The sequence below is a fragment of the Candidatus Chryseobacterium colombiense genome (assembly GCA_029203185.1).
In the GTDB taxonomy this organism is placed as follows: domain Bacteria; phylum Bacteroidota; class Bacteroidia; order Flavobacteriales; family Weeksellaceae; genus Chryseobacterium; species Chryseobacterium colombiense.
Genome location: CP119310.1, coordinates 4,146,918 through 4,161,817 on the forward strand (window position 1 = coordinate 4,146,918; position 14,900 = coordinate 4,161,817).

Here is a 14,900-nt window from a genome sequence, read left to right on the forward strand (position 1 = left end):
ACAGTTAATATGATACTATGAAAACAATGCGGATTATCCTCCTATTCTTACTTGTTTCGGGAACTATTTTTGCCCAGAAACAGGACAATAAAAACATTCCAAAAACCGATAAAGAACAGATTAAAGAAACACTTTACAACTATATGGACGGAGTGGCTAATGGAGAGCCGGAAAAACTCCGGAAAGCATTTCATCCTGATTTTAATCTGTATACCGTAACTTCAGATACATTGTGGATCCGTTCGGGACAACAATATATCAGTGCTATAAAACCGGGCAATAAGGTGAATAGGATCGGACGCATTATCTCGATTGATATTGAAAAAGATGCTGCTATCGCAAAAGGGGAGATTGTAGTTCCGGGCTGGAGAAAATTTATTGATTATTTTTTACTGATGAAATACCAAGGGAACTGGAAGATTGTACAGAAAAGCTATACCTGGTGGGATTTGCCGAAGGATTAACGGTATAGAGGCTAGTATTGCAGAAAGGATATTTAAATTAAAAGAGTTATTATGGTAAATAAAATCAAGTTGACAGGCGTTCTTATATGGTTGGGGTTTTGCTCATTGTATGCCCAGCAAACTCTCTGGGCCCGTCAACAGGAAAAGGAAAATATATACAGCATTCAGGATAGTGTTATGATCCGCACAAGAGATGGTGCAGAGATTTCTGCAATGGTCGTACGCAAAAAAAATGACAATGTTCCTCGGCCTGCCGTGTTACAATTTACAATCTATGTGCGGGATCAAGAACGCGATATGCAGTCGCTTAAAGAAGCTGCAGATAGGGGATATGTAGGTGTTATGGCTTATACAAGAGGGAAGCGTTTCAGCAAATCTGAGATTTATCCTTATGAAACCGATGGAAAAGATGCTTATGATGTTATAGACTGGATCAGCAAACAGCCTTGGTGTAATGGTAAAATAGGAATGTATGGAGGAAGCTACAATGGTTTCACACAATGGGCGGCAGCTAAAAATCTTCATCCTGCACTGAAAACAATTGTCCCTTATGTTGCCAATCGCCCTGGAATGGGACTTCCTATGGAGAATAATATTTTTATCAATCCCAATTACGAATGGTCTTTTTATGTAGGCAACAATAAATACCTTGACAATAAAACGGGAGATGACAGAAAGAGATTCCGGGATATGATGTTCAAATGGTGGGAAACCGGAGCTGCTTATAATAAAATGGACAGCATTGATGGCACACCGAACCGACTTTTTCAACGCTGGATAAGTCATCCTGCATTTGATACGTACTGGCAGAATATGGCGCCCTATAAAGAGGATTTTGCAAAGATTAATATTCCCGTACTGGCATTCGACGGCTATTATAATGATTCTCAGAATTCAGGAATTTACTACCTACGTGAGCTTAACAAATACAGCCCTCAGACGCCAGCTTATCTTGTGATCGGTCCTTATGGACATTTTGGAACACAGATGGGCGGCCAGGAAGTTATCAACGGATATACAGTGAGTAAAAATGCTTTATTTCCGATCAAAGAATATACGTATCAATGGTTGGATTATATTTTGAAAGGTGCTGAAAAACCTGCTTTTCTGAAAGATAAGATCAATTATCAGGTAATGGGCACAGATGAATGGCGAAGCGCCGCTTCATTGGAGGCTATGCATAACAGTTATTTGAAATTTTATCTAAGTTCAGTTAAAGTCAGCGAGAAGGAGTATTTGCTGAGACAAAATAAGCCTGAATCCAATAAATATTTGGTTCAGAAAGTAGATTTTGCAGACCGTACAACCAGCAATAATGATTATTATCCGGATCCTATTATTCGGGAAAGCGTTTCCGATAATGGCTATGTTTTTATAAGCGAACCTCTCGATGCTATGCTCGTAAACGGATCATTCCTTGGAAATATAAAACTGAGTATCAACAAAAAAGACATAGATCTGGGAGTTACCCTTTACGAACTCACTCCCGAAGGCAGATATTTTCATCTTTCCTACTATATCGGTCGTGCAAGCTATGCCAGAGACAATACTAAAAGAAAATTGCTGACCCCAGGTAAAAAAGAAACTATCACATTTGAAAATACACATCTGATCAGCAAACAACTGCAGAAAGGAAGCCGACTGGTCATTGTACTGAATGTCAATAAAAACGCTTTTTCAGAACTGAATTATGGAAGCGGAAAAACAGTAACTACCGAAACCATTGCCGATGCAAAAGACCCATTGATTATCCATTGGTTTAATGATAGTTTTGTTGAGATCCCTGTTTTAAAATAATTACTGTAAGTTTCTTTAACTATTCTAAAAAGATAAATTATGTATATGAAAAAATATTTGATAATCATACTTTTAAGCTTTATAGCATTAGGCTGCAGATCCGGCAAAATTTCTGATGCTGAGAGAAAAACTATTTTGAACGAATTGGATTACATCTATACCATTGACCAAAAATATGCAGGTATTCCTTTTCCTGAGCTGAAAGAAAAATATGGAGAGGAAAAAGTATGGGATGTATTCCTGAAAATGAGAGACAGTGTTGGTCTTGAAAACCAAAACAGAATAAAAAAACTTTATTCAAAATATGGCTATCTCGGATATGATAAAATCGGTGAAAAGGAAACCCAGTTTTGGATTTCAATCCAGCATACGGATAATGATGTTCCGTTTCAGCAAGAAATGCTGAAAACTCTGAAAAAAGAAATTCGGAAAAAAAATGCCGACAGAAGTCATTATGCCATGCTGGAGGATAGAATTGCAGTCAATCAAAAGAAAAAACAACGGTTTGGCTCACAGGTAACGTATAACAAAATTGGGCAGGCTGTTCCCCAATACGGACTTATAGACAGTACCCGAGTAGACAAATGGAGAGCCCAATACAATTTGCCTTCTTTCAAAAAATATTATAACGATATGACCATCATGCATTTCGAAATGAATAAAGTACAACTTAAAAAAGCGGGTATTAACGAACCGGTATTGTATAAATAAAAACATAAAAAGCTCAACCATTGAATCCAACCAGCGAAATATTTTTTCAGTCTTTTATGTGCTTTTACAGATTATTTCCTGATAATCAAATACAAGGTTGATGTAAAAAGTAAGATGAAAAATATTACATTAAAAAAATTTTGTTAGGGACAGTTTAATGATAAAAGTGATATAAAAAAACTAACTAATTACATGTGAAATCTGTATTTCAAATAAATTATTTTAATTTAAAAAAATTATGGTCTATTATTAACGGGCAAAATAGATTTTGGAAGTCGAATCAGAAGAAGTATGATACAAATCAAACAAAAAAAATGAATCAGTGCTGTATAAACTAAAGAATTGTAAAAGTCTAAGAAATCATAATCTTTATTGATGTTGTAATAAAATAAACCGCCAGTTACTGCAATACCCAATGCTCCCGCAAACTGTTGTATAGTAGAATATACTCCAGATGCATTGCCTATAATATTTTCTGGTAGTCCTTTAAGGGCGATATTGGCAAAAGAAGGCAAAACCAGAGCAACACCGGTTCCATGAATAACCATGATCAGATAGCTTTTCCAGTCAATCGTTGAATGATTAAATAAAATCAATTGTAGAATTAACGCAGTTATGATAAGGCAGGTTCCAAAGATCAGAATATTTTTTCCGAATCTTAAAATTAAACGGGGTGCAAACAAAGAAGTGATAATAAATCCACTTCCCTGAAATATAATAAACTGACCAGCTTCCACTGGCAACAAATGCATTCCTTCCTGTAGAAATATTGCCAATACAAAGAAGTATGCATCCAGCATAAACATAAAAAACGCAGCCGCAGCAATAGCCAGATTAAAGTTTTTATATTGGAATAGTGCTAAGTTTAAAAGCGCACTATTTTCCTGACCTTTCTTTTTCTGTCTTTTAATAAAATAAATCCATAAAAGAATAGAGAAGGAGAGCGTGATAAATGGTATTATTAAAGAATATTCCAATCCGATGGTTATAGAGAATAGCATCAGAATCAGGACGATGCATAATATAAAAGTGCTCTTATAATCCATATGCTGAGCAGATGTGTCGGCTGAATTTTTCAGAAACAAAACAGCAAGAAATATATTAATTATACAAATAGGAATATTAATCAAAAATATGTACCGCCATGACTGATCAACAAAAACAGGCTTTACTTCTACTAAGAACCCTCCAAGAAATTGTCCCAACATTGTACCGATACCAATGGCAATTCCGTAACATCCTAATGCATAGGTTCTTTCTTTATGCCCAGGAAACAAAATCTGTATATAAGAAAGCACTTGCGGCGACATTAATCCTGCACTTATTCCCTGTAAGAATCTAAACAAAATTAATTGTTCGGGTGAAGTTGCAAATCCACAGCTTGCGGAGAAAATCATAAAAAATAACAACCCAATTATAAATAGCTTTTTCCTTCCATAATAATCTCCGGCTCTTCCGCCTATAATAAGAAAAGATGCAAACCCAATCATATACATTGCTACAACCAATTGTGTATCGGCATTGGTGGTTTTCAATCCTTTTTGAATAGAAGGAATTGCGATATTAACAATGAAGATATCAACGATTGTCAACAGATGTGCGGTAATAAGAACTAATAAGGCTATCCACCTTTTATTTTCAATTTTCATAATATATAGAAAGATCTATCTATTTTTAAATAAAAAAAGGCAACTATATACTTCAATGTACCAAGGTTGATTACCACCAAAAATACAACAAACAAAATTTTAACAAAACATTATGCTTTTATTAGTAAAATTTAACAATCCACTTTGTATAGTAATGCAAAAATATTAAAATGCACAAACCAGATTTACAATTAGACAATGTTATTTTCAAGTCAATCATAGATTTAATTGACACTTTACAAACTGATACTGATTGTAGAATTTTATTAGAAAAACTTAGATGGGAGAATGAACCTATATGCCCACATTGCGGTAGTCAATCATTTAATCATTATCAATTAAGAAATAGAGGATGTTTTGAAGGCCTTTATAAATGTAAAGATTGTAGAAGTAGATTTACTGTAACTGTAGGAACCATGTTTGCTTCAACACATATTCCATTAAGAAAATGGTTTATGGCTATCTATCTATTTGCTTCAAACAAGAAAGGCATAAGCAGTATTCAACTACATAAGTTTATTAATGTGACACAGAAGACTGCTTGGTTCATTTTGAGTAGAATACGTCATAATTTCACTCAAGATACCGATTTTATCTTTGACAATGATACACAAGCCGATGAAACCTATGTCGGTGGTAAAACTAGAAATAAAAGATACAAGAAAATATCAAATACTCAAGGTAGAAGCTTAAAGGCTAAGAAACCTGTATTCGGTCTTTTATCAGAAGGTTTAGTTTATACTAAAGTAATACCTGATGCTAAAGGTCCAACACTAAAAGCTATCATCAATAATCATGTAGCTAAAGGTAGTACAATCGTTACTGATGGTTGGAGAGGATATAAAGGCTTGCACTACCATTACCAGCATGAAGTTATTGAGCATAACAAAGGGCTTTACACAAAGGGCATCTATCATACCAATAGCATTGAAGGTTTCTGGAGTCAATTGAAACGTGGCCTTATTGGAATATACCACATGATTTCATTTAAACACCTTCAAGGCTATTGCAATGAATTTGCATTTAGACACAATACACGTTTACTAAGTGATGGAGAAAGATTCAATGAAGTATTGAGAATTGTTAGTAGACGATTGACTTATAAAGAATTAATAAATACAGAATAAAACAATTTTAAACAACAAATTATGAGCACGAACAAAACATTTGTAGTAAAACATGCGTCTGATATGACAAATGTTGAATTATTTGAAGAACTTAAAATGCGAGGTTTCTTTACATTTCCATTTAATTTAAATAATATAAGAAAACCAGAACAATTAAAAAATATGGTAGTAGGTGTTAGTGAACCTGACGAAGATATTTTTTATCGCTTACATCATGATTTTTATACCAAAAATAAAGAGGATATTTTAAATGGTAAGTATGATGACCCTAAATAGTAATGTTTTATTGTTCATGTCCAACACCTAGTATGCTTATGCATTCGGCAATTGTTATAAAATATGGTCTATTAATTTTACTAACTATAGATTCGGCAATTTCCTTAATTTCTCCTAAATCAGTAATTTCTCCGATATATAAATATTGAGTTATAGGCAAATTATATTCTTTACCATTTTCATCATCTATAAATTTGTGTGAAAAACTAATATTTTCCAACATCTTGGTTTTCAATTTACCATAATCGCTTAAACTATTTTTATCAGATAAATATAAGTCTACACAAATTATAAATTTTGACATAATTTATAAGTTTTTAAATCCACCCAAAAATATCACAACAATTTGAAATAAACAAATATCCCGCACAAATTTGTGTGGGATATTTGTTTAATGCTGTTTCTGCGGTATAGTAACCGGACTTGGTGCACCAAATGTAGCATCTGATAAATCAATCTTTCTAACATCTGCATCATACTTAGCATTTGCTGATTTCTGCTTTAGTGACTGCATCCAATCAACTTGTTCATCAAAAACAATTCTTAGATTGTCATTAGATAAATGCACATTAGCATTTTCTACAACAATTGGCATTTCATTAATTTTAAATTCTTCTTCTCTTGGTTGTTGAAAATCATTTATAGAAGTACTTTTAATAGATTTGTCATTAAAAACGTAAAATTTATTTCTAAATGATAAGTCTTTTCGTATGTCAATTTGCATAATTGTTTTGATTTTACCTTCTATTGCAGTGCCATAATAGTAACAAGAACATTGTGAACTATCAAAGAAGTAAAATTCACCATTCAATTTACCATTGTTAAAATTGACTGTGTACTGTGGAAAATTTAGTTTATCATCAATACTTGTTAGTCTACCATTGTTAAATACTGTTTTTGTAGTCGTCCATTTATTAGTAGTACTATTAAGATAAGTGTAAACTTGTGGACCATCATAACTGCCATTATCACTATAATTGTAAACTCTTTCCATACTACTGCCATTCATAAATGGCTGAGCTGAATAAACTAAAGTATTATTATGATAATATCTAATAAGTCCTACACTGGTATCATTTCGATATTCTATGTTTACTCCGTTTAATTGTCCCATTGAATTATATTCAATAATGTTAACAGGTCGATTAGTAAACCTATTAACATTCCTAACTGTTTTTGCAGGCTTTACTAATTTTGATTTATTGAAATAAGGTAATGTTGCATTATACAATTTAACTTGTGCACTAACACTTGTAATTGATAAAATGATACTACTAAGGTAGAGAATGTTTTTTCTCATGTCATAAATGTTTAGATACTTCACACCCTCAAAGAAGATAATTATTAAAGTTTTCTAAAACGAAAGCGTGAGGGTTGCTAAACTTACTTTATTGAATAGGCTCTGGTAAACCATTGGGTAAAATAAGTAGCAATGCCCTCACGCCATATATAATGACATGAGAGTTGCTAACATATTCTCCCCAGTTTAAAATTTACCAGATTTTATTCAAGAGAATGTATTAGACACTTTCGTGTTTATCGTTAAAATTTAGATTGTAAAAATATTCAATTTTTATAACGCGTGAAAACTTTTGTTAAATAATGCCTAAACTTTATACAAATTAATGTATTATAATACTATAACTTAATAAACAATTTATATTATGGACAACACTAAACGTTTTCTTTCTAGCGAAGAAAGATTTGAAAAATCAGAACATAAAAATTTAGCTGTTAAGCTTGCAGAACAGCTAAAGGGCAAAACACACAATGAAATTGAGGAAATTTTAGAATTTGTTAAAATGCATATTGATAGTACATTTAAACTTACTTAGATTTTATAAGCTTTATAAGTTCAGTTAACACTACATTTTGTTCAGCAATATTTAATCGTACTTCCAGAATATTACGTGTTTGCAAATATTGGAAAAATAATGCTAAATTTTTAGAATCATTCATGTCAATATTTGCCTGACCTATGAATTTTTTATAATCATCTACATATTTTAAAAATTCTTCGTTTGTTATCATAATGATTAGTTTTTGATAAATGTATGTAATAAAATTTATAATGTCATACTAAGTATAATAAATTTTTATTACATACGCTTGGTACATTGAAGTATATAGTTGCCTAAAAAAATTATAACATTTGAGGAATTATACCTTTAATATCTTCAAGGTCTTGTGTAGTTCCTTTGATACTGCTGGAAACAATTGCACCTTCAATCATCAGGAAAATCATATTTGTTAATTGTTGGTCGTTCAAAACAGAATTCTGCTCAATTGATGAAATAATAGTATGGATAGAATTTCTTTGTTGCTGCTTATGTTCATTCACAATGTTTTCAACATCCTTATTTTTTCGGCCAATTTCTGCATTGATTTTAATGAAATGACAGCCTGAGCAGCTTGATTGTTGCTGAAGTTGGATGCGATAATCAATTAATTTTAATAATTTTCCTTTTGGATTCTGCTCATTGATGAGAAAATTTTCCAGATTATTAAAAAATTCTGTTTCTTGTTGTTTAAGATAATACAACAAAAGATCTTCTTTTGACTTGAAATGTTTATAAAGCGAACCAATCGCAATATCGGCTTCCGAAATAATCTGATTGATTCCGGTGCTGTTGAATCCTTGATGATAAAAAAGTCGAGATGCAGTTTCGACAATACGTTCTTTAACGCTCAATTTCCCAGCCATTGATTTTATTTTTTTACAAATATAATTTAAAAATAGATAGAATTATCTATTTTTTTAAAATTTTAAAATGGCATCGAGATTAGAGAAAGATTTAAATAAGATTACGATTTTGCTAGAGATAAGGTATGAAAAGAACTTAAAATTTTTCTGATTTCTGCGTGTAATGATAATTTCTTGATATTATATCAAAAAACAACAATAAACCTTTAAATAAAACGGCGTAACCTTTAATGAAACTTAAATAGAGATTTATACTTATATAGTGGTATTTTCAAGACGATTTATAACAATTGTTTCAGAAATTCTTATTGAAGACTCAAACTGAAATAATAAAATATTAACTATTTGATTTATAGATAATATACATAAAAAAAACAAGATAACTATTTGATATTATATAATTAAATTCCCAATACCAAAGAAATATCGAAACATTTGTTGAAAGATTTAGAAAGAATTTCGAAGTCATCAGATATGAAATATTAAACTTTATAGATGCTTTAAGATTTAACCTACTATAAATTCAAATTATAGGTTCATTATCAAAGGTTAACAGACGTTTTCCACTTGGCTTCTCTCCAAAAATGATTTTGTTTTTAAAATAGTGTCTTTGTATATTGCAGACAAATAAATATTTGTAAATGTCCAATTTTGAAGTTTTTTACGACTACATTCAAAAATTGTCCGGAAAAATTCTTTCTGAGGAGGACAAAGCTGTGATTGAGAAACATATGAAACCCAGAAAGTTCAGAAAAAAACAGTATTTTCTGCAAGAAGGTGATGTGTGTAAATACACCGGGTTCATAGTGAAAGGGTCTGCCAAAACATTTTCTGTGGATGACGAAGGGAATGAAAACATTCTGAAACTATGTATCGAGAATTGGTGGCTCACAGATTTTGAAAGTTTTTATCAGCTCACGCCAAGTCGCTACAATATAGAAGCAATGGAGGATCTTGAAGTTTTGCAGACGACTAATGCACAAGTTGAAGGGTTTTTAAAATCTATCCCAGCATTTTCAGCGATGATGGAGGTTATCAAGCAGAATAACGCAATTGCTAATCAAAAAAGGATGCAAACCATAATCCGTTATACTGCTGAAGAACGTTATGCCGATTTTGTCAATAATTACCCGCACTTTCTACAACGCTTTCCGCAAAATGTGATTGCTTCCTATTTAGGTTTGTCTCCTGAAACCTTGAGCAGATTGCGGAAAAAATTAAATTCAAAGTAAAATTTACCCTAATTCCTTCTGTTCTATTTTCCATCTTTTACTTTCTAAAAAGAATTCCTAAACTTCAAATCTTTGACTTGATTTAGATCAAGTGTATTTCATGATTCAGGTCAAGAACGCATTAATGATGTGGAAATATCTTTGTACTATAATTCAGAACAGAATATCTGATCAATTTAAAATGTACAATTATGAGTAAATTAAAAAACAAAGTTGCAGTGATCACAGGAGGTAACAGCGGTATAGGTCTTGGTATTGCGAAGGCATTAAAAAATGAAGGTGCGACAGGAGCAATTATAGGTAGAAATCAGGAAACTTTAGATAGCGCAGTAGCACTTCTTGGAGATGGTTTTATAGGGATTAATGCAGATGTGACCAAGTCAGAAGACCTTGAAAGAGTGTTTAAAACAGCATCTGAGAAATTTGGAAAGATTGATGTTTTGGTTGCCAATGCAGGTGCGGGAAGTGTAGGAACAGTCGCAACTACCACTGAAGAAGATTATGATAAATTAATGAATTTAAATCTGAAAGCTGTTTATTTTACGGTTCAAAAAGCATTACCATATCTGAATGATGGTAGTTCTGTTATTCTTATCGGGTCTAATGCTGCTCATCGTGCTTATGGCTCTTTCACCCTTTATGGCGCTGCAAAATCTGCTGTAATATATTTGGCTAAAGGATTTTCCATGGATCTTTTAGACAGAAAAATAAGAGCCAATGTTATAACACCAGGTACAACAGATACTCCAGCATTTGAAAAGTTTATCCCCGCTGAGCAGGTAGATGCTGTAAAGCAGCAATTTGCAGGAGCAGTGCCTGCTGGTAGGATCGGACAACCTGCTGATATTGGCAATGCGGCAGTGTTTCTTGCCTCTGACGATTCATCTTTTATGCTTGGTACTGAACTACTCGTTGATGGTGGAATGACCTATCTTGTAAAGTAGTAGTTAATTCTCATCAATTTTCCAGTCTCAAAAGTGTCAAATAACGATAAAATTATTTGGCATTTTTATTCATATTCACAGATAAATACATTATTACGCAAAATTTCACAATTTGTTTTTTATTGTATAATTTTACCTTAGACCTTCAAGTAAAAAACAGGATTTATGTGTATGTCAAAACATTATCAATTTCAGAACTTTTTTTCTGGTTGGATATTTTCTTTTTACTAAAAACTAAAAACCCCAGTAAATACTGAGGTTTTAACAAACTGTACTGAATTGTTTTGCGAGACAATACCATAATTTAATTATTGAACATTTTTGTGGGAATAAACTTTGCAATTTTTCATTTTTGCAGCTATGATTTAGAAACCATACATACCACCTGAAACAGAAATTTGTTCACCCGTGATCCATGCTGCGTCATCAGAAGCCAAAAATACCGTGGCTTTCGCAATATCTTCTGGCAGACCTCTTCGTCCGAGAGGTGTTTTCTCAATAAACATCTTTTCATAATCACTGCCGGTTGTAACACCCGCACTCGTTGCGCCTTCTGTATCTGTAGCACCCGGTAAAATAGAGTTAATACGAATGTTTTTGGGGCCCAATTCTTTAGACAATGCGATGGTGAAAGCGTCCATTGCAGCCTTGGTTGAAGAATAAACTGAGGCATTAGGAAGTGGCGACTTACTTGCTCCTGAACTGATATTGATGATATTACCGCCTTTTTCTCCAAAAAGTTTCAAAGCGGACTGGATAGTCAATATGGTTCCTAATACATTAACATCGAAACTTCTACGAAAATCTTCTATCGTAATTTGTTCAATGGGTGCAAATCCTTGCGATACAGCATTGTTAACTAAGATATCAAGTGTGCCGAAAGCTCTTCGCGTTTCTTCAAACAATCTGCTCACATCCGCTTCATTGGATACATCGGCCTGTATAGCTATGGCAACGCCACCATGATTGGTAATCATCTTTACCACGTTCTCCGCAGCTTCTTTACTAGAGGCGTAATTTACAACAACTTTTGCACCTTCGTGCGCAAAATGTTTTGCGATTGCGGCGCCTATTCCTTTGGCAGCACCGGTAACAATTGCTACCTTATTTTCTAATTTACTCATGATTTTTATTACTAATTGATTAATACTTTTCAGATTTTTTACGCTCTGAATTATATTACAAAGTTGCGGCATCACATCAAGCTGTGCATTGATATTCATCACTGTTTAATGATGATAAATATCAATTGAAACCAGTGACTTTAATCAGGAAATCTTAGTAAATAATTGTAAAATAGAAGTTTATAAAAAATATAAAAATCAAAGTTTCGGATGGAGTGGAATAGCAAACGCGTAAAATCTTTGCTTAAAACTTTTGATTTATTAAAAGCTTTGATTTCGAATAAATAAAATTGAGATAGCTGAAAGAACCAATCATCAAAGTTTTAAAGAATCGGACATTCATTAATAACTTGTTATAATAAGAGGAAGGAGGTTTGCGATATTTTTATGCAAAGGATTTATTTTAATGCATTTTTCTTGATTCTACTCAGAGTTTCAGAAGATAATCCAAGATAAGAGGCAATCATTTGTTGTGAAAACCGCTGCAAAAAATACGGATAGTTTTTCACCAGTTCCTCATAACGTTCTTCAGCAGAATAGTTAATAGTGTTCATTCTTTTTTGTGAAGCAATAGTACTATTCTGACTGATTATGTTCGACATTGCTGAAAAGGCGGGAATATTTTTGAGAAATTCCTCAATTTCTGCATTTGTTGTCTGCAGTAGTTCTAATTCCTCCAACGCTTCAATATTATAGAGGCTTGGCGTCAAACGGTAAAAGCTTTCGAAATCTGTGAGCCACCAGTTTTCCACAGATAATCTCAATATATTTTCGTGTCCTTTTTCGTCTACTGTAAATGTCTTGGCGGAACCTTTCACTATAAACGCAATAAATTTGCACACGTCACCTTCCTGTAAAAAATATTGTCGTTTTCGAAGTTTTCGAGGTTTAAAGTGTGCTGTAAGCAAGAGTTGATCTTCTTCCGACAGTATTTTGCCTGATATTTCTTGAATGTAATCGAAAAATATTTCAAAATTGGACATTGTAAAAGATACTTAAAGATTTGCAATTTACTCAATTTTTAACTTATCTCAAATCTACAGATAACGGTTATTGGTAGATTGGTCGAACTGTATAAAATGACCGCAATTTTTATTGTGAACATTTATGTAGGTATATAAGCTTTCATCATATACATACAAGGAGATTATAACAGATTTTATCTAGTAATTATAAAATCACATTATCAATATTTCTGAACTTCAATAGCTAAGTAGTGGTCCGATTCTGTTTATGATATAACACTGTAGAAATCGAACCTATTACAATGTAGATTTTAACTATTGATTATTAATTTTTATAAGTGTCTAAAAAAACAGAAAAGCAATCTATAAAAATAGACTGCTTTTAACTATTGTACAAACCGAGAGATAACGAAACATTTGGTAGAAGATTTAGAAAGAATTGTAGCATTAAATAATCGTTTTATAATGAAAGGCATTGATGTATAAACTAGTTAAAACAGTACCATATACTGCAACAGCACTGTAAGTAACATGATAAATTTTATATGAGCCCTCAACACCAGAAAGTGTTGAGGGCTTTTCTATTTAAATCATACGAATATGCCGTGTAGTTATTTTACTACACGAACTTCCATGTTCCACTACAAATAAATTTTTTTCACTGCTGTAGATTTGTAATGTCAAAAGATGATAATTCAACAAGAATAAAAATTAAAAATAATATTATCATGAAAAAACAAATCGTAATCGCAGCTTTAACTTTCGGAGCAATCATATTAGGAACTAGCAATGTTCAGGCTCAGAAGACATATACCCAAGCAGTAACTTATACAGCAACAGCTTTATAATTACTGAGTTTTAATAAAATTATTTATTTTTTAAATCAGATATATTATGGAAAAAAATGAAACTATAGTAACAGAGTGCTTCAAATGTGGAACACGTTATAAGAACTATTTTAAAGCATCACCCTGCTGTAAATCAATTATTTTGAAAGTAGATGAAAATGGAAGCCGTACAAGTATAACTTTTATCAGCTCATTATCATTACCAGGTTCAGAGTTTATTAGAGTAAATAGATAATAAAATATAAAATATGTCTGCAGGAATTAAATAGTATCAAAAATTAATTTTATTTTTTAGCAAATTGTTGGCCTAAAAAGATCTGCAGCTGCCACATCCGGAATCAGGATGTTAGCAAAATTTATTTCCCGGCTGAAAAGTAAATATTTTTCATATTAATATTTTGTGATTTGGTGTTTCAAAGGTTTCCTATAGGAGGCCTTTGATTTTGTATGTATAGATACCGATATGGAGAAAATTCAAAATCCGGGAATAAGTATCGATCAGATGTAAGGTAAAATCTATGTTTCTGGACAAATCTAATTAATACATCATACCACACATTCCTTTATCCAAAACTCCTCAAAAACTCCTCTTAAAGGGTTTGGTTGGAAAGGAAAATACCACTTACTCTATTAATGTTTATTATAGCTTTACCTCAATTTAACAATACTTTTAAAGTTTTTAGTATAGATAATATAATCTAAAATCAATCATAGGAACAGAATTATACATAGACCTAGTTGATCAGAAAAAAATATTTCGGTGTTTTTAATTTATCAGTTTGTGCTGCTGCCAGATAACTAATAAACGTCATGTCGTAAGTACGACGAAGAATATGCCTGCCTTTTTGTTCTATTAATTCGTCTTCTTCTCAAAAGTATACTCAGATGCCTCCACTTTCTCTTTGGCAGCGTTCATCTCTTAGTACCAAATCAAAAAAATAGTCTTGGAAAAGACAATCGAATTACCTATTATTGCATTTACTGGCATTAAATCCTCTTTGTGAGAAAAAAATGTCTACAAACCTGAATCAGAGATTAATTAATTTTAATTACAACACA

General features: G+C 32.3%; 15 protein-coding genes. 8 read left to right on the forward strand and 7 right to left on the reverse strand.

Annotated elements, in window-relative coordinates; genetic code table 11:
- Positions 1–17: 17 nt before the first annotated feature.
- The 3 genes from P0Y62_18940 to P0Y62_18950 are packed head-to-tail and all read left to right on the forward strand — an operon-like array spanning position 18 to position 2,972.
- Complete coding sequence (locus P0Y62_18940) at positions 18–464, forward strand: nuclear transport factor 2 family protein (protein ID WEK69870.1); 447 nt, start codon at positions 18–20, stop codon at positions 462–464.
- Positions 465–515: 51 nt separating this feature from the next.
- Positions 516–2,261 (forward strand): CocE/NonD family hydrolase, encoded by a 1,746-nt coding sequence (locus P0Y62_18945; protein ID WEK69871.1) that lies wholly within the window; start codon positions 516–518, stop codon positions 2,259–2,261.
- Between the two features lie 45 nt (positions 2,262–2,306).
- A complete protein-coding gene (locus tag P0Y62_18950; GenBank protein WEK69872.1) occupies positions 2,307–2,972 on the forward strand; it encodes a hypothetical protein in 666 nt (221 codons plus the stop codon).
- A gap of 236 nt (positions 2,973–3,208) precedes the next feature.
- Here P0Y62_18950 and P0Y62_18955 read toward each other — a convergent pair whose 3' ends face one another.
- A complete protein-coding gene (locus tag P0Y62_18955; GenBank protein WEK69873.1) occupies positions 3,209–4,621 on the reverse strand; it encodes an MFS transporter in 1,413 nt (470 codons plus the stop codon).
- A gap of 170 nt (positions 4,622–4,791) precedes the next feature.
- On the opposite strand from P0Y62_18955, the gene P0Y62_18960 reads away from it, so the two are divergent.
- A complete protein-coding gene (locus P0Y62_18960) occupies positions 4,792–5,748 on the forward strand; it encodes an IS1595 family transposase (GenBank protein WEK69874.1) in 957 nt (318 codons plus the stop codon).
- A 21-nt stretch (positions 5,749–5,769) separates the two neighbouring features.
- A complete protein-coding gene (locus P0Y62_18965) occupies positions 5,770–6,024 on the forward strand; it encodes a hypothetical protein (protein ID WEK69875.1) in 255 nt (84 codons plus the stop codon).
- Between the two features lie 7 nt (positions 6,025–6,031).
- Here the strand turns inward: P0Y62_18965 and P0Y62_18970 are convergent, their stop codons facing one another.
- Both P0Y62_18970 and P0Y62_18975 read right to left on the reverse strand, forming a co-directional pair.
- The gene (locus tag P0Y62_18970) at positions 6,032–6,328 is read right to left on the reverse strand and encodes a hypothetical protein (GenBank protein WEK69876.1); all 297 of its coding nucleotides are present in this window, start codon (positions 6,326–6,328) and stop codon (positions 6,032–6,034) included.
- An 87-nt stretch (positions 6,329–6,415) separates the two neighbouring features.
- On the reverse strand, positions 6,416–7,324 hold the full coding sequence (locus tag P0Y62_18975) for a hypothetical protein (GenBank protein WEK69877.1): 909 nt from the start codon (positions 7,322–7,324) through the stop codon (positions 6,416–6,418).
- A gap of 364 nt (positions 7,325–7,688) precedes the next feature.
- Here P0Y62_18975 and P0Y62_18980 point away from each other — a divergent pair, with 364 nt between their 5' ends.
- Complete coding sequence (locus P0Y62_18980; GenBank protein WEK69878.1) at positions 7,689–7,859, forward strand: hypothetical protein; 171 nt, start codon at positions 7,689–7,691, stop codon at positions 7,857–7,859.
- Here P0Y62_18980 and P0Y62_18985 read toward each other — a convergent pair.
- Positions 7,852–8,055 carry a hypothetical protein gene (locus P0Y62_18985; protein ID WEK69879.1) on the reverse strand — a complete coding sequence of 68 codons (204 nt, stop codon included), beginning with the start codon at positions 8,053–8,055 and terminating at the stop codon, positions 7,852–7,854. The two genes, P0Y62_18980 and P0Y62_18985, sit on opposite strands and share 8 nt — an antisense overlap.
- 112 nt (positions 8,056–8,167) lie before the next feature.
- The gene (locus tag P0Y62_18990; protein ID WEK69880.1) at positions 8,168–8,728 is read right to left on the reverse strand and encodes a TetR/AcrR family transcriptional regulator; all 561 of its coding nucleotides are present in this window, start codon (positions 8,726–8,728) and stop codon (positions 8,168–8,170) included.
- 641 nt (positions 8,729–9,369) lie between these two features.
- Here P0Y62_18990 and P0Y62_18995 point away from each other — a divergent pair.
- Both P0Y62_18995 and P0Y62_19000 read left to right on the forward strand, forming a co-directional pair.
- Complete coding sequence (locus tag P0Y62_18995; GenBank protein WEK69881.1) at positions 9,370–9,960, forward strand: Crp/Fnr family transcriptional regulator; 591 nt, start codon at positions 9,370–9,372, stop codon at positions 9,958–9,960.
- A gap of 191 nt (positions 9,961–10,151) precedes the next feature.
- Positions 10,152–10,904 carry a glucose 1-dehydrogenase gene (locus P0Y62_19000; GenBank protein WEK69882.1) on the forward strand — a complete coding sequence of 251 codons (753 nt, stop codon included), beginning with the start codon at positions 10,152–10,154 and terminating at the stop codon, positions 10,902–10,904.
- A 365-nt stretch (positions 10,905–11,269) separates the two neighbouring features.
- Here P0Y62_19000 and P0Y62_19005 read toward each other — a convergent pair whose 3' ends face one another.
- Together P0Y62_19005 and P0Y62_19010 are read right to left on the reverse strand one after the other, a co-directional pair.
- Positions 11,270–12,127, reverse strand: coding sequence for a glucose 1-dehydrogenase (locus tag P0Y62_19005; protein ID WEK69883.1), 858 nt, complete (start codon positions 12,125–12,127; stop codon positions 11,270–11,272).
- 299 nt (positions 12,128–12,426) lie between these two features.
- Positions 12,427–13,011: a Crp/Fnr family transcriptional regulator gene (locus P0Y62_19010; GenBank protein ID WEK69884.1), complete on the reverse strand. Its 585-nt coding sequence runs from the start codon at positions 13,009–13,011 to the stop codon at positions 12,427–12,429.
- Positions 13,012–14,900: the final 1,889 nt, after the last annotated feature.